We start from the raw sequence: 23365 nt of genomic DNA, 5'->3' as shown, positions 1-23365 counted from the left end.
GGAGCCGCGCAGTCGCAGGCCCCTCCACGGCCCCGGCGACCGCTTTCCGGGCGCGGGCCGTGCGGAACGCCACAGCACGGCGGCGGACCGGCGGCGTTGCTTGCAGAAGCCGCGCGGCTTGCGTATCCCGGGTCGTGGAGATCCGCAGGGAGGCTGCAATGCGTTTTGACGGCACTGACACCTACGTCGCCACCGACGACCTGACCATGGCGGTCAACGCCGCGATCGCGCTGGAGCGGCCGCTGCTGGTCAAGGGCGAGCCCGGCACCGGCAAGACCGAGCTCGCGCGCCAGGTGGCTGAGGCGCTGGGGCTGCCGATGCTCGAGTGGAACATCAAGTCCACCACCCGCGCCCAGCAGGGCCTTTACGAATACGACGCGGTCAGCCGGCTGCGCGACAGCCAGCTCGGCGACGAGCGCGTGCACGACGTCTCCAACTACATCCGCAAGGGCAAGCTCTGGCAAGCCTTCGAGGCCGACGGCAAGCTGGTCCTGCTGATCGACGAGATCGACAAGGCGGACATCGAGTTCCCGAACGACCTCCTGCAAGAGCTCGACCGCATGGAATTCCACGTCTACGAGACCGGCGAGACGGTACGGGCGCGGCAGCGGCCCATCGTCATCATCACCTCGAACAACGAGAAGGAGCTGCCCGACGCCTTCCTGCGCCGCTGCTTCTTCCACTACATCCGTTTCCCCGACCACGACACGCTGCGCCGCATCGTCGAGGTCCACCACCCCGGCATCAAGCCGGCGCTGCTGACTGCGGCGCTCGCCCAGTTCTACGAGCTGCGCGAACAGCCCGGGCTGAAGAAGAAGCCCTCGACCTCGGAGGTGCTCGACTGGCTGAAGCTGCTGCTGGCCGAGGATCTCGACGCAGAGGACCTCAAGGGCGACGCCGCCAACGCCCTGCCCCGTCTGCACGGCGCGCTGCTGAAGAACGAGCAGGACGTTCACCTGTTCGAGCGGCTGGCCTTCATGGCGCGCCGCCAGCGCTAGGCCGCCTCAGGCGTTCATCCGCGACAGCAGCGCCTGCCGGTCCCGGCGGGTGCGGATCTGGTCGGTCAGGACGTTCTCGGGCCGGAACCGCATGCGCCCGCCGGAACAGTCGATCTCGTAGCGTTTGCGTCCGCCCGCCAGCCGGTGGGCCTGCTGTTCCGCGACCACGACGGTGATCTCGACCGCGCGGCAATCGTCAAGCGAGACGTCCTCGTCGATCTGGTGGGCGGCGCGGCTGACGATGTTGCGCAGGCTGCCGATATCCAGCGCCTCGCCGCCGCGCAGGGGTCCCTGGTTGGTCTTGTCGCGGAAGTCGCCGCCGATCGGGTCCTCGTCCTCCACGCGGTCGGTCACCGGCGCGAGGCGGGTCCTGTCGCCGTCGTCGAGCCCCACCATCACCGCCAGCACGTAGGCCGTGTCCGAGCCCATGTTGGTGACGAGGCAGCGCGCGTCCTCGCCGCTCTCGGAAGCCATGCCGATGTGGATGACCGTGCGGTTCGAGCGCCGGAAGCTGACGAAGAAGAGCTGCAGGTAGGCCAGCCAGATCAGCAGCATCGCCGCGTTCAGCCCGACGTTCAGCGCCGAGGCGTTCGATCCGATCCAGTCCCACATGGTGGGCGCTCTCCTTCCGTCTGGCCTGCGTTCCCAGGGGCAACGCAGGCCATCGGCAGGTGTTCCAAGATCGGCGGCGCCGAGCGTCAGCGGTCCGGCATGCAGACGCGGATGCGGTGGCCGTCGGGGTCGAGCGCCACGAAGGTGCGCCCGAAGGCCGCCTGCATGGGCGCCTGCTCGACACTCACGCCGCGGGCGACCCAGTCGTCGTGCATCCGGTCGACCTCGGCGTCGCTCGGCACCATGAAGGCAAGCTCCGAGCGGTGCCCCTCGCCGCCCGAGACGAAGTCCTGCGCGGCAGTGGACCACAGCCCGAGGCTCAGCCCGTTGCCGAAGGACAGCGCCGCGTAGTTGGGAAAGACCGCCTCGGGCTCGGTGCCGAGCAGGTCCGCGTAGAAGGCCGCGCTGCGGGCCGGATCGCTCACGTAGAGCAGGATGAGGTTCGGGGTCGTCATGGCAAATCTCCTGTGTCTTGACGCCCCATGGCTACCCGCGGCTCCTGACAGAAAACGTCAGTGGCGCGCGGCGCCCCCACCGCTTGACCCCGCCCCCGTTCCCGCGCAGGGTGCGCCGGTATACCATTCCGGTCCAAATGCTTCACATTCTCACCCACGACATCCTGCCGGTGTTCTCGATGCTGGCGCTCGGCTACATGCTGGGCTGGCGCGGCGTCTTCTCGCGGGTCGAGGCGGGCGCGGTGAACCGTGTCGCCTTCCTCCTGCTGCAACCGGCGCTGATCTTCCCGCTGGTGGCCTCGGTGCCCTTCGCCGAGTTCGAAATGACGGCGGTCGGGCTCTACGCGCTCTGCGAGCTGGTGGCCTTCACCGTGGCCTACGTGATGGCCCGCCGCCTGTTCCGGCGCGAGCGGCCCGAGGCGTGGCTGCTGGCCATGGCGGTCGTCTTCGTGAATTCGCTGCTCTACATCTGGCCGATCTCGTTCCTGATCTACGGCGAGGCGGCGGCGCTGCCGGTGACTGCCATCGTGGCCTGGGACGCCTCGGTGGTCTTCGCGATCTTCATCGTGGGCACCGATCTCATGGTGCAGCCCTCGGCGGGGATCGGCAGCGCGGCGCGGCGGATCGCGTCGAACCCGGTGCTGATCTCGATCGCGGCGGGGGTGGTGATGAACCTCGCGGCCCTGCCGATCCCCGCCCCCATGCTGACCGCGGCAGAGTTCGCCGGCGCCGGAGCCGCACCGCTGACGCTGTTCGCGCTCGGGGTGATCCTGTCGCAGCAGAACCTGCGCCCGACACCGGTGGTGGCGGCGATCTCGGCGCTGAAGCTCGTGGTCTTCCCGGCGCTGGTCTTCGTGGCCTTGGCGGCCGCCGGGGTCAGCGCGCGCTGGCACGACCTCTTTACCCTGACCGCGGCGGGGCCGTCCGGCGCCATGGCCTTTGCGCTGGCGCTGCTGCACGGGGTGCGCACCGATGCCATCGCGCCGGTGATCATCTGGACCTCGGTGCTGTCGCTGCTGTCGCTGGCGTGGCTGGCCTGAGTCTGCGCCCGAAGCTGAGGCTGAGCCTGAGCCCGAACCTGCGCTTCAGGCGGGGAAGACGAAGCAGCGGTCGCGCCGCACGGTCAGCCACATCGGCGTGCCGGGCTTGGGCAGGAACACGTTCGGCACCGTCGCCTTCAGCACCTCGCCGTTGAAGTCCATGCGGTACTCCACGAGGCTTTCCGACCCCATGAACCGCGCCCGCTGCACCACGCCGCGCGCGGGCGTGCCCGCGAGTTCGGTGGCGTTCGGGCCACGGCCGTTGCGGTCGAAATCGAGCCCGATGTGCTGCGGCCGGAAGACGATGTCGACCTCGGAGCCGTCCGGAATGCCCGGCGCGAGGAACTGCCCGAAGGGCGTCTCGGTGAGCGCGCCCTTGACCGTGCCGCGCAGCACGTTGACGTCGCTGAAGAAGGCCACCGCCGCCTTGTCCACGGGGCGGTTGTAGATGTTGTAGGGCGCGCCGCGCTGCACGATCTGGCCGCCGCGCATAAGCGCAATCTCGTCGGCCATGCGCATGGCCTCCTCGGGCTCGTGGGTCACCAGCAGGACCGAGGTCCCCTCTTCCTTGAGCAGCGCCAGCGTCTCGTCGCGGATGCCGTCGCGCAGACGGTTGTCCAGCCCCGAGAACGGTTCGTCCATGAGCATGATCCGGGGCCGCGGCGCCAGCGCCCGGGCCAGCGCCACGCGCTGCTGCTCGCCTCCCGAGAGCTGGTGCGGAAAGTCGTCGATGAAGCGCGACAGCCCCACCCGCTCGAGCAGCTCGCCGGCGCGGCGGCGCTTCTCGGCCTTGCCGTCGCGCAGGCCGAAGGCGACGTTGTCGCCCACCGAGAGGTGCGGGAACAGCGCGAAATCCTGGAACATGAGGCCGATCTGGCGGCGCTCGGGCGGCACCCGGAAGACGGTGTCGCAGATCAGCTTGCCGTCGACGTAGATCTCGCCCTCGTCCTGCATGTCGACGCCCGCGATCATCCGCAGCGTCGTGGACTTGCCGCACCCCGAAGGGCCCAGCAGGCAGGTGACGTCGCCGGGCTGAATGGTCAAGGACACGTCATCGACGACGCGGCGGCCGTCGAAACGGCGCACGATATTGCGGATTTCCAGCCGGGGTGTCTGCACGGGCCCACCTTCTCAGTTCCCGACCAAACAGATCGGGATAACGGAAAGTGAGTAGCAGCCCCCCGTTTTCGCTGCAAGACCGCCCCCGGCCCGCGGCGTCAAATCGCGGCGATTGCGCGCAGCCCGGACACGGCAGGTGTCCTCGCGGCGGTCAGAGATCCTGCGGCCCGTGCCAGGCACGAAGCGGACCGAGCCGCGGGGATTTCTTGGATTGGTGCCGGTCCATGCGGCGCAGGATGCGGGCGAGGAAAGCCACCGCTTCGGCGGCGTGCGGGCCCTTGTTGAGCATCACGCATTCGGCGCGCTGGCCCATCGCGGCGTCGGTGGCCTCGGCGCGGCTGGGATTGCCCTGCTTGGCCAGCCCCTCGAGCACCTGAGTGGCCCAGACCACCGGCACGCCCGCGGCCTCGCAGATCCACAGGATCTCTTCCTGGATCTCGGCCAGCCGGGCGAGCCCGATCTCGACCGCGAGGTCACCGCGCGCGATCATCACTGCCACCGGCCCGGCGCCGCCCGCCATGACGATGAGCCGCGGCAGGTTGCGGATGGCGCGCTCGGTCTCGATCTTGAGCACAACCGCCGGCCGTGGCGCGCCCTCGGGCAGCCGGGCGTCGAGCGCGGCGTGCAGGGCGCGGATGTCGTCGGGCGTCTGCACGAACGAGAACCCCACCGCGTCGGCCAGCGTCACCACCGTGTCGAGCGCCGCGAGGTCGGCCTCGGCCAGCGCCGGGATCTCCATGTCGACGCCGGGCATGTTGACGCCCTTCTCGGGCGGCAGCCGGGTACCGCCGTCGCGCGCCGTCTCGACCTGCAGCAGCGCGTGGTCGTCGTCGCGTTCGACCACCACCGCCGAAAGCTTGCCGTCGTCGAACCAGAGCCGCCCGCCGGTCACGGTGCGGGCCAGCAGCTCGGGGTGGCTCAGTGTCGCCTCGGGCAGGTCCTTGGCTCCCGACAGCTGACGCACCAGCCGGAAACGGTCGCCGGGCAGCAGCAGTGGCCCCATCGACAGCGGGTCGCGCCCTGCCTCGCGCATCCGCTTGACCCGCTTGCGCTTTTCCCGCTCGAGGAAGGCCTTGGGCATATGCACCTGCAGGGTGCGCACCTTTGGCCCGGCAAGGTCCATCAGGATGCGCAGATCCCGCCCGGTCGCCGCGGCGGCGTCGCGGGCGTGGCCCGCCATGCGGCGCCAGGCGGCGGGGGTGTCGTGGGCGCAGTTGATGCGCACGCAAGTGGCGCCCGCCTCGATCAGCCCGCGCACGAGGGCGCGATCCTCGGCCGCCTCCGAGGGCAGCGTCACCATGATGCGGGTTTCGGGGCCCGAGGGATCGGCGCCGAAGATGCGGTCGCGCTCGTGCTGGACATGGCGCGCCAGCGCGGCCTCTGCCACGGGCTGGCGCCCGGCCAGTGGCGCCTCACCCGCCAGCGCCTGCAACGTGGCGATCACCGCGTCGAGCGTGGCCATCACATGCGCCTCGGAGCGGCCCAGAGACGACAGGCCAAGCGCCGAGAGAGCCGCCTGCTCGGCAGTCAGGTCCTGCTTGCGGAAGGCGAGGTAGACGGCGAGGTTCTCGGCGCGCGCCCGGAAGGCCGCGCCGCCGCCGAGCGCCGGCTCCCAGCCCGCGAGCGTCGACGCCGCTTCCCAGGTCACCGTGTCGCGCAACGTCTCGAGCCGCTCGCAGAGTTCCGCGGCGAGCCCCGCCGCCGCGATCCCCGGTCGGAGAAGGTCCTGCATGTCAGAATGTCCCGCAAGCCATGGCACGGCCGCAGCATAGAAGCGGTGCATGACAGGAATGAGACAGAACGCCCCCGGCGCCCCGGGGTGCGGCGGGATGTCACCCGGCGGCTTCGAGGGCCTTGCCAAGACGCGGCAGCCGCGCCTTCTTGAGCAGCCCGCGCATGGTCCAGTCCTCGCCCGAGAGCCGGCGCGCCTCGGCCAGCACCGCCTCGCAGGCGTCGCGCACGCGGCCCGGCTGGGCCTCGAAGAGCCCGCGCAGGAAACCGTCGGCATCGACCCGCGACAGCCCCTCCTCGGCGAGGATGCCGCGCGGGAAATCCTTGGCGTTTTCGGTGACGATGACGTCGGCGTAGCCCGCGATCGCCGCCGCCAGCACGTGCAGGTCGGCGGGATCGGGCAGCCAGAGCCGCGACTCGAGCGACGGCGGGAAGCGGATCTCGGCCTTGGGCCAGGCAGCGCGCACCTGCGCGATCTCTCCCCGGGCCTGCACCTCGCCCATGGGGCCGAGCTTGCGGGCGGCGAGCGCCCATTCCTCGAGGATCCGCTCGGACCAGAGCGGCTCGTAGACACCCTGCGCCGCGACCCCCAGCAGCACCTCCCGCATCACCGTGGGATAGAGCACGCAGGTGTCGAGCAGGACCTTCACAGCCGGAACGCCAGCGCCTTGAGATAGCCCGACTCGGCCAGTTGCGGCATCAGCGGATGGTCCGGCCCGGCGAAACCGGTGCGCAGCAGCTGCGCGCGACGGCCGGCCCGGCCGATGCCGCGCAGGCAGGCGCCGGTGAAGCTCGAGAGATCGGCGGCGTGCGAGCAGGAGCAAAGCACGAGGTAGCCGCCCTCGGCCACCAGCGGCGCCGAGAGCCGCGCCACCTTCTCGTAGGCGCGCAGGCCGGCGTCGAGCGCGGGCTTGGACGGCGCGAAGGCGGGCGGGTCGCAGATCACCACGCCGAAGCGGGCGTTCTCCTGCCCGAGCGCGTCGAGCGTCGAGAAGGCGTCGCCCTGGCGGATGGCGAAGCGGTCGGCGGCACCCATGCGGCGGGCGCCCTCCTCGGCCAGCGCCAGCGCGGGCGCCGAGCCGTCGACCGCCAGCGCCGAGGTGGCGCCGCCTGCGAGCGCGGCAAGCGCGAAGCCGCCCACGTGGCTGAACACGTCGAGCACCGACTGCCCGCGCGCGAGCCGCGCGGCGAACTCCTGGTTCGGACGCTGGTCGTAGAAGAGCCCGGTCTTCTGGCCTCCGGTGAGGTCGGCCATGTAGGTGGCGCCGTTCATCTCGACCGGCACCGGAGCGTCGGGGGCGCTGCCCAGCAGCACCGCGTCGGCGTCGTCGAGCCCCTCGAGAGACCGCCCGCGCGAGCCCGCGTTCTTGAGAATGTTGGTGACGCCTGTCACGTCCGCCAGCGCCTGCGTCAGGTCGGGCAGCAGCAGCTCGGCCCATGCGGCGTTGGGCTGCACCACGCAGGTGTCGCCGAAGCGGTCGATGATGACGCCGGGCATGCCATCGGCCTCGGCGTGCACGAGGCGGTAGAAGGGCGCGTCGTAGATCCGCTCGCGCAGCTCCAGCGCGCGGCGCAGCCGGGTGGCGAGCCAGTCGCGGCCGATCTCGGCCTGATCGTCGCGGTCGAGCATGCGCGCGGCGATCTTCGACGCGGGCGTAACCCCGACGAGGCCGACCGGCTTGCGCTCGGTATCCTCGAGCAGCGCCACCGTGCCCGGTGCGAGCGCCTTGGTACGGCGGTCGAGCACCAGCTCGTTGGCATAGATCCACGGGAACCCACGGCGGATGGCACGCAGGTTGGCTTTGGGCGTCAGTCTGACGACAGGAAGAGGGGCGGCACTCATGCCGCCCCTATACTCCGGCTTCGTGTCCGAGGGAAGACACGGCCCGGGGTCGGTTGAGCTGGTTTTGGAGGGAGATGCAGGGGGCTTGGCGACGCGCCCGGGCGTCGCCAAGCCCTGCCGCCTGTCGCGCCGGATGGCGCCCGCGGCGCAGGTCGCGATCCGGGGTCAGTCGTTGAGGCCGGGGAAGTCCACCAGCTGCGCGTTGCGCTGGTAGCGGCGACGTTCTGCTGCTCCCTCGAGAAGTTCGAAAACACAGCCTGCAGCGATGATGACGACGAGAGCTCCGATATACATGTCCATTCCTCCTTCTGGTGCCTTTCGGCATTTCGCTTCTTTGCTCATGCCGGTCTTTGCTCATGCCGGTCTCTTCGGTCCGGCATCGCTGCTGGCCTCTCCCTTATGCCCGCGTTAACGACGAAGGCGTACCGCGCCTCGGGACACCCGAAATGCGCGCAGGTGGGGCATCCCTATCCCTTTGGATAGGTCATCTGCCCTGCCGTCCCGGGTCCTCTCCGGCTTCACTCACGGCAGGGCACATCCCTCAGACTACTCCGGGCTTTATGTGTGGTTCGTGGGTCTGGTGGCGGGGCTCAGCGCCCGTGCCCTTGCCCGCCGGACCGCCTTGACCGCCATCGGGCAGGTCGGCCGGTCGCGGTGGGGCACCGGGATTTCGGGTCTGTCCGAAATGCTGCTTGAGCCCGGCCCCGGCTCTCCGGCTGTGCCCCGAACGCTGCGCGTCCACGGCCCACGTTCCCGGTCGCCGCGACGAGGGATGCCACCCTCGAAATCTGTGCTGCTGCGCTCATTTCGGTAACCCCTGCTCTGTCTTTCGGTCCGTCCCACCTCTGTCGGGCAAGGTTTCGGTACATCCCGAAATGCCCGCGGAATTGGTCAGAAACAGGGCGCAACGGGTGTTTCTTTCCGGCGATGATACGCCCGGCCGGGGCGATCTCGGTGAAACCCGCCCCAAACGGCTTTACTGTTAGCGCCAACAATTCTATGTGGTTCGCATAGCGATCGCCCGCACCCCTCGCGGGACGGCCAGGGACAAGGGAGCCAGCCATGCCGCTCGACGCCACCATCGCCAAGGTCACCGAGACCATTGAGGCCCGCTCCGAGGCCCGCCGCACCACCTATCTCGACCGCATGCGTCGCGCCGCCGAGGAGGGCCCCCGCCGGGGCCACCTGACCTGCGGCAACCAGGCCCACGCCTACGCGGCGATGGGCGTCGACCAGCAGGCGCTGGCCGAGGGGCGGGTACCGAACCTCGGCATCGTGTCCGCCTACAACGACATGCTCTCGGCCCATCAGCCCTTCGAGCGTTTCCCCGAGATCATCCGCAGCGCCGCGCGCGCCGCAGGCGGCACCGCGCAGGTGGCGGGCGGCGTCCCGGCGATGTGCGACGGCGTCACCCAAGGCCAGGTGGGAATGGAGCTTTCGCTCTTCTCGCGCGACGTGATCGCGCTGGCCGCCGGGGTCTCGCTCTCGCACAACACCTTCGACGCGGCGGTTTATCTCGGCGTCTGCGACAAGATCGTGCCGGGGCTGATCATCGCCGCCGCCACCTTCGGCTACATTCCCGGCATCTTCCTGCCTGCAGGACCGATGACTTCGGGTCTTCCCAACGACGAGAAATCCAAGGTGCGCCAGCAGTTCGCCACCGGCGAGATCGGACGCGACAAGCTGATGGAGGCCGAGATGGCCTCGTACCACGGGCCGGGCACCTGCACCTTCTACGGCACCGCCAACACCAACCAGATGCTGATGGAGCTCATGGGCCTGCACCTGCCTGGCGCGAGCTTCGTGAATCCCAACACGCCCCTGCGCGACGCGCTGACCGAGGCCGGCACCACCCGCGCGCTCGAGATCACCAAGCTCGGCAACGACTACCGCCCGGTCTGCGACATCCTCGACGCCAAGGCCTTCGTGAACGGCATCGTCGGGCTGATGGCAACGGGCGGCTCGACCAACCTCGTGCTGCACCTGCCCGCCATGGCACGCGCTGCCGGGATCGAGCTCACGCTCGAGGATTTCGACGCGATCTCCTCGGTCGTGCCGCAGATGGCCAAGGTCTATCCCAACGGCCTCGCCGACGTGAACCACTTCCACGCGGCGGGCGGGCTGCAATACATGATCGGCGAACTGCTCGACGCAGGCCTCCTGCACGAGGACGTCACCACCGTCGCCGGGGACGGGTTGTCGCTCTACACCCGCGAGCCCAAGCTTCGCGACGGAGCGGTGAGCTACGAGGAGGCCGCGCGGGTCAGCCAGAACGACAAGATCCTGCGCCCTGCCTCGGATCCGTTCCAGAAGACCGGTGGGCTGAAGCAGCTCATCGGCAACCTTGGCCACGGCATCATGAAGGTCTCTGCGGTCGATCCCTCGCGCCATGTCATCGAAGCAAAGGCCAGGGTTTTCCAGGACCAGGCGGCGGTCAAGAACGCCTTCAAGGCGGGCGAGTTTACCGAGGACACGGTCGTCGTCGTACGCTTCCAGGGCCCGAGCGCCAATGGCATGCCCGAGCTGCACTCGCTGACGCCCACACTGGCGGTTCTGCAGGACCGCGGCCTGAAGGTGGCGCTGGTCACCGATGGCCGCATGTCCGGCGCCAGCGGCAAGGTCCCCGCGGCGATCCACGTCTGCCCCGAGGCCGCGAACGGCGGCCCGCTCGCCAAGCTTCGCGACGGCGACATGGTGCGCGTCGACGCCACCAACGGCACGCTCACCTGTCTCGCGCCCGATTTCGACAGCCGCACGCCGGTGAGCGCGGACCTTGCCGACAACGGCCACGGCGTCGGCCGCGAGCTCTTCGAGGCCTTCCGCCAGAACGTCGGCCTTGCCTCGAACGGCGCGGCCGTGGTGGTCTGACGGACTATTTCGGGACACCCCGAACAGGCGTGCCCCGGGGCGCGCCTGTTTCGTTTGCGCACCCGCTCTCAGGCCAGGCGCTGGCCGCCGGCTATCACTCCAGCTCGATCTCGCGTTCGTCGATCACGCGGCGGGTGACGCCCGCGTTCTGGACCACGCGAACGCTCAGCTTTCTGGCGCCGGGAAACTGGTTCTTGTCGATCTCGAAATCCGGCGTCTTGCGACCGATGAAGAGCGTGCTCCAGGGGCCCTGATTATCCGGGCGCGCCTCGATCAGGTATGTCACCCCGGCCTGCGCCTCCACCAGCCCGCTGAAGCCGCTGCGCCTGTGCCTGGCGCCGGCGAGCGGCGCCTCGAGCGTCATGCCATCGGCCAGCGCGGGCGCCTCCTCGGGCGGCGTCGCCTCGAAGACGTCCAGGACCTCTTCGCCCTGCACCAGTTCGAGCGAGGACAGCCCCTCGGGCAGCTCGACGTCCTGCTGGATCAGGCCGGTGTGCGGATCCTCGGGGCTGCTGCAGGCATCGTAGCGCACCTCGGGGATGATCCGTCTGATTTCGGCTCCATCCGAACTCCTCAGAACGAGGGCGATGTCGCCCCGATCGAGCCCCCCGAGCGGGCTCAGGTTCGACTGGATGTTCGACGGGTTGACGTAAAGGATCTGACCGCTGTGTTCGGTCGGATCGACGGTCGCCACGACATGGGCAAATCGTGTGTCTGCGGTGGTGTTCATGTGACGGATCTCCACTGCCCTACGCGACCGGAGGCGCGAACTGCGCGTCCTCGTCCGCAAGGCGCTGACGAATGGCCTCGAAGGTATACGCCGAAACCCATTGCCTGTCCGCGTAGGTCATGACGTCGTGATGGGTGGTGCCGTTCATCACCTTGGGCTCTAACCCGAGCTGCGGATCGCCGACGTCGTAGCCCACGTATTTCCGGTCGGCGTTCGACAGCTGCCCGTTGGCATATGGGAAAGTCGCGTCCGAGGCATCCTGCGCCCCGGGCGGAAAACCGGGATGAAAGCGCCCGTAAGTATGACCAAGCTCGTGTGCGCCGTACCAGTCGGCATAGGACTGGTCCTGATCGCCTGCGAAGCCCGCCGGAATGCCACAGGGCCCCGAGGCCACCGTGTCCGGCTGCGGCCCTGCGGGAATGCCCGAAGCGCGCCCCCGCATGAAGTGCTGGCCGTTCGCGTCGTCGACGAGCCCGTAGTAATGGGTTCGGGGATCGGTGCCCGAGTTGATCTCGGAGTTCCGGATCGCCGCGATCTGCGCGTTGGCGAGCACCGCCGTCGCGCCCTGAAACGGCGGGGCGAAATTCGCGTCGACCACGATCTGCGACCACTCCACCGCCGGCACCGGGTAGGCCCGAGACAGGTAGGACCGGAAATAGTCGAAGTGGATGGCGTCGGGCACGTGCACGCCACCGGTCTGCGGATCTGCGTAGCGCAGGCCGATGCAGCGCACCCGGATCGGAGGCCCCGCGGTCAGCTCGACCGCGACCGGGGCCGCGCCGGTAAAGGGCTGGTCCGCCCCGCCGATCTGGATGAGCCGGTTGAGCTCGACGATCAGCGGGCCGGCCTGAAGCGCGGTCTCGGGCAGCTGGAAGTTCAGCGAGGCCTTCAGGTTCTCGCGCTTGTCGTCGAGCGCCAGGGCGTCAGCGGGATCGAGTTTCAGCTCGTTGATCCCGGCGAGATAGGTCGCGGGACCGGTGGCGGACTGCCTGAGACAGAGCTCGCCGCGCAGTCGCAGGCTCGCCGCGACGGTGGTCTCGTCGAGATAGACCCGCACCATGGTCGGTTTCAGGGCCACCAGCGGCACGGAGTTGTCAAGCGCCTGAACCGACTGGCAGATCTCGATACCCAGCACCCCGACACCAGTCGCGGCACCGGAAAATTGCGCGGCGCGCGGTCGTCGGACGGACGCGCGGTCATAGCGGGTCGGCGGGCTGTCGGTGGCGGCATCACGGCGCATCCCGCCGCGGTCGTCGGAATGGTCATCCATAGCCGAAATCCCCCAGATCAAATGCGCAATGAAATTCTTGACGCTACGGCACCGATAACACCATGGTGTCTGAATACCGGACTCCATTCAACCAATAATTGCGCAAAGTCAGGTATCGCACGTCGTCAGGCCACGCCGACAGAGGGGGAGTGAATGTCTGCGGAGACCATATCCCCCCTGTCCCGGCGCCCTGTCCGACCCTTGTCCGACCCTGCACCCGGGCCGCCTGCCGGACACAGGATACCCCCTGCGGCGCACACCCCACCAGAGGCCACGCCCGCCGCCATCACCATCCATGACCCCGTCAGAAGGAGGAGCCTGACATGCCCGGACCCATCGTACGCGCCGCCATCCACCCCGGCCTCGGGATCGCCCGCATGGGCAATGCACGGGAGTATTACGTCGGGCCTCAGGTGATGTCGCCCACCCCCGCGGCGCCCGGCAGCTCTCATGCAGATGGCCTGCTGAAGCGCGAGGCGGCGGAGTTCCGCATCTACGGCTATGACGGCGAAGGCAACGTGGTGGCCGAACTGACCCCCGCCAACGCCGAAATCACCTGGACCGCGCATCTCGCCGCCCGCAAGGCCAGCTGGTACAAGCTGCGCGCCGCCATGGACCTGCCCGCGGCGGCGGATTTCTCGCTCGAGCGGCGCAACCCGGACTACCCGGTGGACCAGCGCTCCGACCTGACCATCGACCCGGGGCCGCACTCGGTCACCGGCACGGGTGCCGAGCAGGAGCTGCACGGCACCTTCACCTACCAGGGCCAGTCCGCCGACGCGATGATCGGCGAGCTGCACACCGAAGCCACGGGGCGGCTGCGGGTGCTGAGCGGGCTCGGCGTCTCGGGCTCTCCGACCGGGCTGCCGGTCTATGTCCCCTCCGAAACGGATGCCTTCGGCAACGCCACCGGCTGGTACGACGAGGCCTGCGACGGGCCGGTGACCGCGAGCGTCCGCATCGACGGCAACACCGTGCCCTGCGAGGGCGCCTGGGTGGTGATCGCGCCGCCGAACTACGCCCGCGACCTGATCGGCTGGCGTACCATGCTGGACCTGCTGACCGAGCTCTGGGAAGAGGCCGGCTGGACGCCGCCCGCCGCCGAGGTTTCGTTCACCCGCGACATCTACCCGTTGCTCGAGCGCATGACCGCGCATCAATGGGTGAACCAGGGCTTTGCAGCCTATTTCGGCGCAGGCGGCCCAATGGATTTCCACGATCCCGCGCTGATCGACCGGCTGGCCCGGAAGCACGGCGCGGCGGATGTCTACCGCGGCTTGCGGCGCGACATCTTCAACGCCTTCCGCCCGGTCTCGGGCGACGGCGTGGCGCTTCGCAGCTGGCCATGGCTCTACGGCGACGCCTTCGGCACCTTCCCGCCGTCGCTGCCGGCCAACGGCCTGCCGCTCTGGCCCGCGGCGGCGGCGCGGATGCAGAAATGGGTGGCCGGCGACTTCATCGAGGATTGGGGACAGGTCGCGCCCGGGCCCGACAGCATCGACGCGGTGGCGCTGGCCGACCAGCCCTCGATGCTCGACCGCGCGGCGCTGCACTTCTGCCTCGCCGACGCGTTCCACCCGGGTATCGAGGTGACGTGGCCCCTGCGCCATATCTCGATCTGGGAGAAGCCGTTTCGGATCCGCGCCCGTCCCGCCAACGACCCCGAGCCCGATTACGGCGCCATGCTCACCAGCGCCCGCGCCCTCGGGCCCGACGGGCCGCTGAACGCGCAGGTGCCGGGCGGGCTGACGCGCTGGATGGCGCTGCCGTGGCAGGCGGATACTGCGAGTTGCCGGTCAGGCTACAACCGCGGCTACGATCCGAACCTGCCGACCTTCTGGCCGGTGCGGGTGCCGAACCACGTTCTGACCGCCGAAAATTACGCGCGGGTCATGGACGGCACACTCGACGAAGCGACCCGCCAGCAGGCCTTTGCCGAGCGGCGCAACTGGTACGTCCCGCTGCAGAAATACGGGCCCGACGAGATGACCTCGATGGTGTCGCATTTCGGCGAAATGGGCGTGGTCGAGCGCCGTCCGGGCCCCGACGACCTGCCGGGCGTGCCCTCCGAGCTGTATGTCGAGGTCCTCGGGGCCGCGACCGCCGGTCTGAAGCTGCGGGGCGTCGCGGCGATGGCGGGCCTCGCGCGCGAGGCACCCGACACGCCCGAGGATCGCGCCGCGCAGGAGGCCGGCTGGCAGAGCCACGCGCAGCGCGAGTTCTTCCGCATGGCCCGCATGGGCCATACGCTGGCCGGCACCTACGACGACTGACGCGGCGTCCAGAACGGTCCGCCAAAGCGCTGCTCGGCGGCGTAGACGTCGCTGAGTTCGGCAAGGTAGGCGGCAAAGCGGTCGCGGCGGCGCTCGGCTAGTGCGTCGGGCGCAAGCGCCCGGTCGCCCACGGTCTCGCGGATGTCGAGCAGCGCCTTGGTCATGCCCGCCGAGGCCAGCGGATCAAACGCCATGGCCGCGTCGCCGATGGCCGCCCAGCCGGGGCCGCAACTCGGCTCGGTGACCTGGCTCCCCGCCGCCATGGCGCGGAAGCCCTCGGGCCGGGCCCCTGCGCAGAGCCCGCCCGCGAGGCGGCTCTCGGAGATGCGCTCCAACGCCAGCGCCCTGCGCGCGGCGGCGCCTCTGGGCAGCACGGCGGCAGGGGTCAGGAAAACAGTGACCAGCCGCTCCCCCGACAGCGGCGCGGCGTAGCACCAGCCGTCCGGCAGGCTCTTGGAGCGCAGCGCGGCGTCCTCGGTGGGCGCCCCGGACCAGAACAACGCCAGCGCGGTGAGATCGTCGCACCGCGTCACCCGGGCCTGCAACGCCCGCGCCAGCCATGCCGCGCGCCCCGTGGCGTCGATCAGGAAGCGGGCGGTCAGCGGCGCGCGCCCGGCGCCGCGCAGGTCGAGCTGCCAGGCGCCGGCACCTCCCGTGACCACCGGCGGCACGGAGAGGGTCTGCGCCACCGCGCCCGCCTCCCCCGCCATGCGCCTGAGATCCGCCTCGAGCGCGCGCCGGTCTACGCAGAACGCCCGGCCTCCCGGCTGCATCAGCACGTCGCGCCGCAGGGGCGCGTCGCTTCCCCAGATCGAGACGGTTCCGCGCGATGGCCGGTGCCCGGCACTGCGCAGCACCCCATCAAGCCCCAGCGCCGCCAGTGCCGCCACACCCTCGGGCGGCAGGTACTCCCCCACCGGGGGCAGCCCCTGCGCACGGCCCAGCAACGCCACCGCCTGCCCGCGCCGCGCCAGCACGGCGGCGGCGGCCCAGCCGGCGATGCCGTCGCCGATCACGATGGTCTCAAACCTGCCGCCGGTCATATTGCGCCCCTGCCCCAAAGCACTTTCCTCCGAGACCGGCTCCCGGCCGGTTCGTCAGGTGTACGCGCCCCGACGCCGCCCGGCAAACGCGGCAGAGGCACCGGCCACCGGCCCCCCCGAAACGAAAGGAGCGGACCCGAGGGCCCGCTCCCGTCTCTTGCCGCTCCCCAGAGCTTACTTGGGGATCAGGTCCGGCACGATGGTCACGATGCCCGGTGCGAACCACAGCAGCGCAAGGCCCGCGACCTGGATCAGCACGAAGGGGATCACGCCCCGGTAGATGTGCCCGGTGGTCACCGAGGCCGGTGCCACGCCGCGCAGGTAGAACAGCGCGAAGCCGAAGGGGGGCGTCAGGAACGAGGTCTGCAGGTTCACCGCGATCATGATGGTCACCCACTTCGGATCGAAGGAGCCCCCGTAGATCACCGGACCGACGATCGGCACGACGATGTAGATGATCTCGAGAAAGTCCAGCACGAAGCCGAGGATGAAGAGCACCAGCATGACCACGAGGAAGACCTTGTGCTCGTTGTCGAAGCTCTGGAGGAACTGCTGGATGTAGTGCTCGCCCCCGAAGGAGATCACCACGAGGTTCAGCAGCTGCGAGGCCACGAGGATGGTGAACACCATCGACGTCACCTTCGCCGTTTCCCGCACCGCCGGTCCGAGCACCCCCGCCTTGAGCAGCACCCAGCAGGCGAAGAACATGCCGAAGAGCGCGTAGAGATAGGCCGCCTGCGCCACGAGGAAGGCAATCCAGCTCTCGACCCCGGCGCTGCCCGAGTTCACCCGGAGGTCGAAGTTCACGCCCACGAGGATCATGATGACCACCGCGAAGGTCGACCACAGGATGATCCGCGGCGAACGGTCGGTCTCGCGCAGCTTGCGGTAGGCCGCGAGCATGATGGCACCGGCCGCCCCCAGCGCCGCGGCGGGCGTCGGGTTGGTGATGCCGCCGAGGATCGAGCCCAGCACCGCGACGATCAGCACCAGCGGCGGGAAGACCACCCGGATGAGCTCGTTCCCGGCAAGGCGCTTCGCCGCGTGCGTCGCGCCGTAGAGCGCCAGCACCCATGGCACCGCCATCAGCACCACGGTCAGGCCCGGGGTGGTGAGCGGCCCGATGAAGAGGATGTCCACCACCAGACCCAGCGCCAGCCCCGCGGCTCCGATCAGGAGCGGCCGCGGCTCGGACGCGGGCGAGACCGCCCTGCCCCAGGACAGCGTGATGCCGAGCATCACCGTGATGATCGCGATGCCGGTGCCGATCGGCGCGGCGTTGGCGATCTTGCTGGCGACAGCGGCGTTGATCTCGTCCTCGGAGAGGCGATGACCGGCCTCGACCCCGCCCGCGGCGTCGATCTCGGCCTGCTGGGCCACGGCGACATCCCATGCGGACTGGCCGTGCAGCTCGATCATCGCGGCCTTGCAGTCGGCGCCGACATTGGTGCGCAGGCTGGCGGTCTGGCCGCCTTCCGAGAAGCTCGAGACCACGGTCGACTGCGAGCCCACCATGTTGAGCTGGCCGAAGCCGATGGTCGCCACGATCAGCAGCAGCGGCACGCCGAGGTACCAGGTGAAGGCCTCGCCCCTGGTCACCGGCTCGCCCATGCTGCCCTCGCTGCGCACCGGCGGTGCCTTGTGCGGGTTGAGCATGGCGAAGCCGAAGGCATAGGCGCCGTAGAGCATCGCCAGCAGGATGCCGGGCAGCAGCGCCGCCTGGAACAGCGTGCCGACCGAGACCACCGCGGGCTCGCCCAGGTAGGTCAGCGCGTCGGTGCAGCCCAGCGACTGCGCGCGGGCTTCCTGCGCGGTCGAGTAGAGATCGCCCGCCAGCGTGCCCAGAAGCACTATGACGATGGACGGCGGGATGATCTGTCCCAGCGTGCCCGAGGCCGCGATGACGCCCGTCGCCAGCTCGGGCGAGTAGTTGTTGCGCAGCATGGTGGGCAGCGCCAGCAGGCCCATGGTCACCACGGTCGCACCGACGATGCCGGTGGAGGCCGCGAGGAACGCGCCCACGACCACGATCGACACCGCGAGACCGCCCGGAAGGGGCCCGAACACCCGTGCCATGGTCTTGAGCAGGTCGTCGGCGATCTTGGAACGCTCGAGCACGATGCCCATCATCACGAACATCAGCACCGCGAGCAGCGTCTCGATGCTGGCGCCGGCGATGACGCGCTCGTTCACGCGGTTCACGATGAACGACACGTTGCGGTCGAGCGCCACTTCCCAGCCGCGGTCGAAGACCGGCATCGCGTAGCGTGGCAGGTCCGGGTAGCGGAAGATCGAGATCGTGTCCTCGCGGATGCCGGTGGCGACCAGCGCCCGGTAGGCGTCGGACCCGGTGTCGATGGCCTGGTGGATCAGCAGGCCCGCGCTGTCGAGCGCCGCGATGATAGCGAAGGAGATCACCCCCGCGCCGCCGATGGCGAAGGCCACCGGGAAGCCCGAGAGAATGGCGGAGAAGAGCGTGAGAAAGACGATGATCAGGCCGATCTCTACGCCATCTAGTCCGAATAGCATGTGGTGGGTCCTCTCAGAATTCGGCGTGGTCGTAGGCTTCTTCGCCCGGCCCGAGGTTGTCGTGATCGTGATACTTGCCCTCGCTCTCGGGGCCTTCCTTCCACTCGAGGTACGAGCGCCAGAAGAACACGACCCCCTGCAGGAAGATAAAGCCGCACATCACGACGATGAGGATCTTGAAGAGGAAGTACGCCGAGAAGCCGTTGGGGCTGAAGCCGATGGTCTCGACGTTCCAGCGCAGCGCGCGGGCCTTCATCACCAGCCGCTCGAGCCCTTCCGAGGCCGAGGGCTTGGGCACGATCAGGTGGCGCCAGAGGAAGTACCACGAATAGAGCCACATCAGCCCCGCCATCGGCATCATGAAGACGAGGCTGCCGAACATGTCGATGACCTTCTTCGTGCGGTACTTGGCCGGTGCGTAAAGAAGGTCGACCCGCACGTGCCCGCCCTGCACGAAGGTGTAGGCAAGGCAGAGCGCGACGATCATCGCGTTGTAGAGCTTGAGCTCTTCCGACCACCAGCTGACGTCGAAGGTCACCGGCACGCCGAATCCGAACGAGATGTCGGGCCGCGCGAAGATGCGCTGCACGAAGATGATGATGACCTGCTGCAGCACCATGATGAGGCCCGCCCAGGCGGCGACCCGTCCGACGGTGTTGTGAAAGGCCTCGAGCCCGCGGACCATCCCCCACATCACGCTGTGCCGCCACATGCCGATGGCCGTGAGCACGATGAAGGTGGTGAGGATGACGAAGAACAGTTCGACCGACGCGCCGTAGTAGACGAAGCGCATCACCGACTCGCTGTTCGACCAGTCCAGCCAGCTGGCCGGATGGGTCAGCGCGTAGCCGAGATTGTAGAAGGACATGGCAATATTGCCGAAGAACCAAGCCAAGCCGTTCAGGATTGCGCTGAACGCTCCGCCCGTGGCTGCCTCTTCCATGGCTCAAGCCCCCGTTTGAGAGATTGACCGGCCGGACCCATGGCGGGACGTCGCCGGCAAGATGTTGTTTCCTGAACGCAGTTCGCCCCCGCTGCTCGCGGGGGCGTTGCACGCATCGACCGCCGGATCAGAGACCCATGACGCGGTTGCGCTGTGCGGAGAAGGCGCCTTCCGAGCGGCTGATCCACTTTGCCGAGGAACGCAGCGAGTCGTTGTAGCTTTCGTAGCAGCGGGCGTAGAGTTCGTCGCCCATGGGCTCTTCCACGACTTCCTTGGCTGCGGCGCCGAAGGCGTCCCAGACGCTGTCGGGGAATTCCATCAGCTTCACGCCGCCGGACTGCAGGCGCTGCAGTGCGGCCGAGTTGTTGGCCATGAACAGCGACATCGACCACAGGTTCGACGCGCGGGCGACCTGCTCGACGATCTTCTGCTGAGCCGGGGTCAGGCCTTCGAAGACCTCGAGGTTCATGGTCAGGTTCAGGTTCGGACCCGGCTCGTGGAAGCCTGCGGTGTAGTAGATCTTGGTGATCTCCTGGAAGCCGGCCTTCTCGTCCGCCCACGGACCGATCCACTCGGTGCCGTCGATCGCCCCCGAGGACAGCGCCTGGTACACTTCCGCGCCCGGCAGGTTCTGCACCGAGGCGCCGAGCTTGCCCAGAACCTGGCCGCCCTGGCCTGGCATCCGGAACTTGAGGCCCTGGAAATCCTCGGGCGAGTTGATCTCTTTGGAGAACCAGCCGCCCGACTGCGGGCCGGTGTTGCCGGCGGGGAAGGCCTTGAGGCCGAAGATCGAGTAGAGCTCGTCGCAGAGCTCCAGGCCGCCGTCGTGGTAGTACCAGTTGGCGTATTCCATGAAGTTCATGCCGAACGGCACCTGACTGAAGAACGACAGCGCCGGGTGCTGGCCGAGGAAGTAGTAGTCGACGCCGTGGTACATGTCGGCCTGGCCGGCGGAGACCGCGTCGAAGACCTCGAAGGCACCGACGAGTTCGCCCGCCGCCTTGAGTTCGACGGTCAGCTCACCGTCGGTGGCGGCCGTGATCTGGTCAGCGCAGTACTGGGCGCTGTCGTGCACACCGGCGAGACCGCGGCCCCAGGTTGTCACGAGCGTGAGGGTGCGCTTGCCCTGCGCGTAGGCCGGAGCGGCAAGCGCAGACGCGGCAGCAGCAGCGCCACCGGCAGTGGTGGCCCTCAGAAAGGAACGACGATCCATGAATATCCTCCCATGGTATTATTGCGCGCGCCTCTCCTCCGGCACGCGCGGATCGTGAAGTGCAGCCACACTAGATTGTGATTCTCCGTGCGGAAATACCCAGTGCTACGGACATGGGCCGCAATTTCGCCCCAAAAACGCCCGAAACGCGGCGGGTTTCGGGCGTGATGCCGTTGGGGCAGCGGCGCATTTCGTGGTTTCATCAGGGCCGAATCACCGACTATCGAGGAGCATGGCCGCGATTCTCGAACGCTTTCGCATCAGCTACGGACAGAAGCTCTTTCTGCTCACCTCGGCGCCGCTGATCCTGTCGGCGGCGGCCATCGCCTTCGTCGTCGCCTCGCAGTCCCGCGCCACCGCCGACCGCGAGATCCGGGCGCTCGAGACCCAGCTGATCGAGGCCAAGAAGCAGGAGCTGCGCAACTACGTCACCCAGGCACGCAACGGCTTCTACTTCATCTACGGCAGCGCCGCCCCCGACGACGAGGCCGCCAAGGTGCAGGTGGCACAGATCCTCGCGGCGATGATCTACGGCGAGGACGGGTCGTTCTTCGTCTACGACTACGACGGCAACAACCTCGTCTCCCCCCGCCGCACCGCGATGATCGGGCGCAACTGGGCCGGCCTCGCCGACAGCGAGGGCACGCCGATCACCGACGCGCTGATCGACATCGCGCGGGCGGGGTCGGGCTATCATTCCTACCTCTGGCCCAAGCCCTCGACCGGCGAGGAGGCTCGGATGATCACCTTCGTGCTGGGGTTCCAGGACTGGCAATGGGCGGTGGGCACCGGGGTCTGGATCGACGACATCCTCGAGGAGGTGGCGCTGGCCCGCGCAGGCGTCGAGAGCCGGGTGCGCAGCACCTTCGTCTACATCGGGGGCATCACGCTCACCGCGCTCCTGATGGTGTTCTTCTCGGGTCTGATGATGAACCTGCGCGAGCGGCGGCTGGCGGATGCCAAGCTCAAGGAGCTGACCCAGCGCGTCTTCGACGCGCAGGAGGAAGAGCGCGGCCGCGTCGCGCGCGAGTTGCATGACGGCATCAGCCAGATCCTCGTCGGGGTGAAATACGCGCTCGACATCGCCCGTCGCCGCCTCGCCTCCGGCGACGCCCGCGCCGAGCAGGCGCTGGAACGCGGGCAGGAGAACCTCTCGGGCGCCATCCAGGAGGTGCGCCGCATCAGCCGCGACCTGCGTCCCGGCACGCTCGATGACCTGGGCCTCGGGCCGGCGCTCAAGACCCTGACCGAGGATTTCCACACCCGCACCGGCATCGAGACGGTGTTCGAGACCGTGGTGTTCCGCAACCGCATCGACCAGGAGGGGCGCATCGCGCTCTACCGCATCGCGCAGGAGGCGCTCACCAACATCGAGCGCCACTCCGGCGCCACCCGGGTCGAGATGGACCTGCGCGGCCACCGCCGGGGGGCCACGCTCAAGATCGCCGACAACGGCTGCGGCATCGATCCCGACCCGCCCAGGTCGCGCCCGGGCATCGGCCTGCGCAACATGCAGGAACGGATGGAGCAGCTCGGCGGGTCGCTGCGCGTCTTGTCCTCGCGCTCGGGCACGGTTATCGAAGCCCAGATCCCCCTGTCCCACCTGCTGCCCCCAGAGGAGGGCAGCCAGCAAGCCCGCAAGGTCCGCGCATGACCCGTCCCACCCGTGTTGCCATCGTCGACGATCACCCGCTCGTGGCCGAGGGCATCGAGGCCATTCTCGAAAGCTACGACGACATCGAGGTGACGGCGACGCTGTCCAACGGGCAGGAGATGATCGACCGACTCGAGGCGCTGGCCCCGGACGTCATCCTGATGGACCTGAACATGCCGGGGCTCAGCGGGCTTTCGGCCACCGAGATGATCCTCGAACGCCGCCCCGAGACCCGCATCCTCGTGCTCTCGATGCACGATACGCCCGAATACATCTCGACCGCGCTCGGGCACGGCGCCATGGGCTACGTGCTCAAGGACGTGCCGACCGACGAGGTGAAGCGTGCCATCGACGCGGTGATGGCGGGCGAGCGCTATCTCTGCACCGGCGCCGAGGGGGCGCTGCGACCCGTGATGACCGGCGGGCGCGAACAACTCACCAACCGCGAGCAGATGGTGCTGCTGCAGCTGGCGCAGGGCAAGTCGAACAAGGAAGTGGCGCAGGCGCTGGATATCTCGGTACGCACGGTCGAGACACACCGCAAGAACATCAAGCGCAAGCTGGGGATCAGCTCGACCGCGGGGCTGACCCGCTACGCGCTCGAGCATGGGGTGCTGCAGGGCACCGGCGTCAACACCTGACGCCGCGCCCTCGGCAATGTCACCAAGCCTTATCAAGGCCCGTCGCTCAGATCAGCGGGCCTGCCTGTGCGCCTGCGTCCTCGAGGCTGCCGTGGATGATCGCGGGGATCACCTGCGGGTAGGTCCGAGCATCCTCGGCAATCTCCCCGTCCCCGCTCTGCACGGTGCTCAGCAGATGGGCCAGCGCCAGAAGCGCCACAAGGAGCCCGGCCCGCAGCATCGTGAAGTCGCGGGCAGAGCGGCGGAAGTATCGTCTGAAGGCCATGTCACTCTCCCTGAAGTCCGGTCGGTTCCGGAGTTTCTCTATCTGAACCGATGCGTTCAGTATGCCCGGAACCATCGTTTCACGCAATTCACGAACCCGAGTGCAGGGGTTGAACCGGCTTGAAGTCCCAATCGCAAA

The 23365-nt window shown here is 68.8% G+C and carries 20 protein-coding genes; 6 read left to right on the top strand and 14 right to left on the bottom strand.

Going from position 1 to position 23365, the window contains the following annotated elements; translation table 11 throughout:
- The first annotated feature begins 158 nt into the window (after nucleotides 1-158).
- Nucleotides 159-998 (top strand): AAA family ATPase, encoded by an 840-nt coding sequence (locus BLQ77_RS07445; protein WP_089957408.1) that lies wholly within the window; start codon nucleotides 159-161, stop codon nucleotides 996-998.
- Between the two features lie 6 nt (nucleotides 999-1004).
- Here BLQ77_RS07445 and BLQ77_RS07440 read toward each other — a convergent pair whose 3' ends face one another.
- Nucleotides 1005-1610, bottom strand: a complete 606-nt coding sequence (locus BLQ77_RS07440) for a hypothetical protein (RefSeq protein ID WP_008884642.1) — start codon at nucleotides 1608-1610, stop codon at nucleotides 1005-1007.
- A gap of 86 nt (nucleotides 1611-1696) precedes the next feature.
- Nucleotides 1697-2065 carry a VOC family protein gene (locus BLQ77_RS07435; RefSeq protein WP_008884012.1) on the bottom strand — a complete coding sequence of 123 codons (369 nt, stop codon included), beginning with the start codon at nucleotides 2063-2065 and terminating at the stop codon, nucleotides 1697-1699.
- Between the two features lie 137 nt (nucleotides 2066-2202).
- On the opposite strand from BLQ77_RS07435, the gene BLQ77_RS07430 reads away from it, so the two are divergent.
- Nucleotides 2203-3105: an AEC family transporter gene (locus BLQ77_RS07430; protein ID WP_089957405.1), complete on the top strand. Its 903-nt coding sequence runs from the start codon at nucleotides 2203-2205 to the stop codon at nucleotides 3103-3105.
- A 45-nt stretch (nucleotides 3106-3150) separates the two neighbouring features.
- Here BLQ77_RS07430 and BLQ77_RS07425 read toward each other — a convergent pair whose 3' ends face one another.
- The 5 genes from BLQ77_RS07425 to BLQ77_RS29625 form a co-directional block, all read right to left on the bottom strand.
- On the bottom strand, nucleotides 3151-4224 hold the full coding sequence (locus BLQ77_RS07425) for an ABC transporter ATP-binding protein (protein WP_207545821.1): 1074 nt from the start codon (nucleotides 4222-4224) through the stop codon (nucleotides 3151-3153).
- 151 nt (nucleotides 4225-4375) lie between these two features.
- Nucleotides 4376-5956: a pyruvate kinase gene (locus BLQ77_RS07420; protein WP_089957401.1), complete on the bottom strand. Its 1581-nt coding sequence runs from the start codon at nucleotides 5954-5956 to the stop codon at nucleotides 4376-4378.
- A 100-nt stretch (nucleotides 5957-6056) separates the two neighbouring features.
- Nucleotides 6057-6605 (bottom strand): RSP_2648 family PIN domain-containing protein, encoded by a 549-nt coding sequence (locus BLQ77_RS07415; protein WP_089957398.1) that lies wholly within the window; start codon nucleotides 6603-6605, stop codon nucleotides 6057-6059.
- A complete protein-coding gene (locus BLQ77_RS07410) occupies nucleotides 6602-7798 on the bottom strand; it encodes an RSP_2647 family RNA methyltransferase (RefSeq protein WP_089957395.1) in 1197 nt (398 codons plus the stop codon). The genes BLQ77_RS07415 and BLQ77_RS07410 overlap by 4 nt, the downstream gene beginning before the upstream one ends.
- 165 nt (nucleotides 7799-7963) lie before the next feature.
- Nucleotides 7964-8092, bottom strand: coding sequence for a hypothetical protein (locus tag BLQ77_RS29625; RefSeq protein WP_008884653.1), 129 nt, complete (start codon nucleotides 8090-8092; stop codon nucleotides 7964-7966).
- 768 nt (nucleotides 8093-8860) lie between these two features.
- Between BLQ77_RS29625 and edd the strand changes: the two genes are divergently transcribed.
- Nucleotides 8861-10666: a phosphogluconate dehydratase gene (gene edd, locus BLQ77_RS07405; protein ID WP_089957391.1), complete on the top strand. Its 1806-nt coding sequence runs from the start codon at nucleotides 8861-8863 to the stop codon at nucleotides 10664-10666.
- A 94-nt stretch (nucleotides 10667-10760) separates the two neighbouring features.
- Here edd and BLQ77_RS07400 read toward each other — a convergent pair whose 3' ends face one another.
- Both BLQ77_RS07400 and BLQ77_RS07395 read right to left on the bottom strand, forming a co-directional pair.
- Complete coding sequence (locus BLQ77_RS07400; RefSeq protein WP_131821995.1) at nucleotides 10761-11396, bottom strand: hypothetical protein; 636 nt, start codon at nucleotides 11394-11396, stop codon at nucleotides 10761-10763.
- 19 nt (nucleotides 11397-11415) lie between these two features.
- Complete coding sequence (locus BLQ77_RS07395; protein ID WP_089957383.1) at nucleotides 11416-12666, bottom strand: hypothetical protein; 1251 nt, start codon at nucleotides 12664-12666, stop codon at nucleotides 11416-11418.
- Between the two features lie 323 nt (nucleotides 12667-12989).
- Here BLQ77_RS07395 and BLQ77_RS07390 point away from each other — a divergent pair, with 323 nt between their 5' ends.
- Nucleotides 12990-14939 (top strand): LodA/GoxA family CTQ-dependent oxidase, encoded by a 1950-nt coding sequence (locus BLQ77_RS07390; RefSeq protein WP_089957379.1) that lies wholly within the window; start codon nucleotides 12990-12992, stop codon nucleotides 14937-14939.
- Here the strand turns inward: BLQ77_RS07390 and BLQ77_RS07385 are convergent.
- The 4 genes from BLQ77_RS07385 to BLQ77_RS07370 form a co-directional block, all read right to left on the bottom strand.
- Nucleotides 14927-15982: an NAD(P)/FAD-dependent oxidoreductase gene (locus BLQ77_RS07385; RefSeq protein WP_089957375.1), complete on the bottom strand. Its 1056-nt coding sequence runs from the start codon at nucleotides 15980-15982 to the stop codon at nucleotides 14927-14929. The two genes, BLQ77_RS07390 and BLQ77_RS07385, sit on opposite strands and share 13 nt — an antisense overlap.
- A gap of 174 nt (nucleotides 15983-16156) precedes the next feature.
- Entirely contained in the window at nucleotides 16157-18511 is a 2355-nt protein-coding gene (locus BLQ77_RS07380; protein ID WP_089957371.1) for a TRAP transporter large permease, read from the bottom strand.
- A gap of 13 nt (nucleotides 18512-18524) precedes the next feature.
- On the bottom strand, nucleotides 18525-19454 hold the full coding sequence (locus BLQ77_RS07375) for a TRAP transporter small permease subunit (protein WP_008884512.1): 930 nt from the start codon (nucleotides 19452-19454) through the stop codon (nucleotides 18525-18527).
- Between the two features lie 127 nt (nucleotides 19455-19581).
- Nucleotides 19582-20667 carry a TRAP transporter substrate-binding protein gene (locus BLQ77_RS07370; protein ID WP_008884533.1) on the bottom strand — a complete coding sequence of 362 codons (1086 nt, stop codon included), beginning with the start codon at nucleotides 20665-20667 and terminating at the stop codon, nucleotides 19582-19584.
- Between the two features lie 232 nt (nucleotides 20668-20899).
- On the opposite strand from BLQ77_RS07370, the gene BLQ77_RS07365 reads away from it, so the two are divergent.
- Both BLQ77_RS07365 and BLQ77_RS07360 read left to right on the top strand, forming a co-directional pair.
- On the top strand, nucleotides 20900-22321 hold the full coding sequence (locus BLQ77_RS07365; protein WP_089957366.1) for a cache domain-containing protein: 1422 nt from the start codon (nucleotides 20900-20902) through the stop codon (nucleotides 22319-22321).
- Nucleotides 22318-22962: a response regulator transcription factor gene (locus BLQ77_RS07360; RefSeq protein WP_008883978.1), complete on the top strand. Its 645-nt coding sequence runs from the start codon at nucleotides 22318-22320 to the stop codon at nucleotides 22960-22962. The genes BLQ77_RS07365 and BLQ77_RS07360 overlap by 4 nt, the downstream gene beginning before the upstream one ends.
- Nucleotides 22963-23008: 46 nt before the next feature.
- On the opposite strand, the gene BLQ77_RS07355 is transcribed toward BLQ77_RS07360, so the two are convergent.
- Nucleotides 23009-23227, bottom strand: a complete 219-nt coding sequence (locus tag BLQ77_RS07355; RefSeq protein WP_089957363.1) for a hypothetical protein — start codon at nucleotides 23225-23227, stop codon at nucleotides 23009-23011.
- Nucleotides 23228-23365 lie beyond the last annotated feature (138 nt).

The organism is Salipiger thiooxidans, assembly GCF_900102075.1.
GTDB lineage: Bacteria > Pseudomonadota > Alphaproteobacteria > Rhodobacterales > Rhodobacteraceae > Salipiger > Salipiger thiooxidans.
This window is presented reverse-complemented; position numbering and strand designations above follow the sequence as displayed.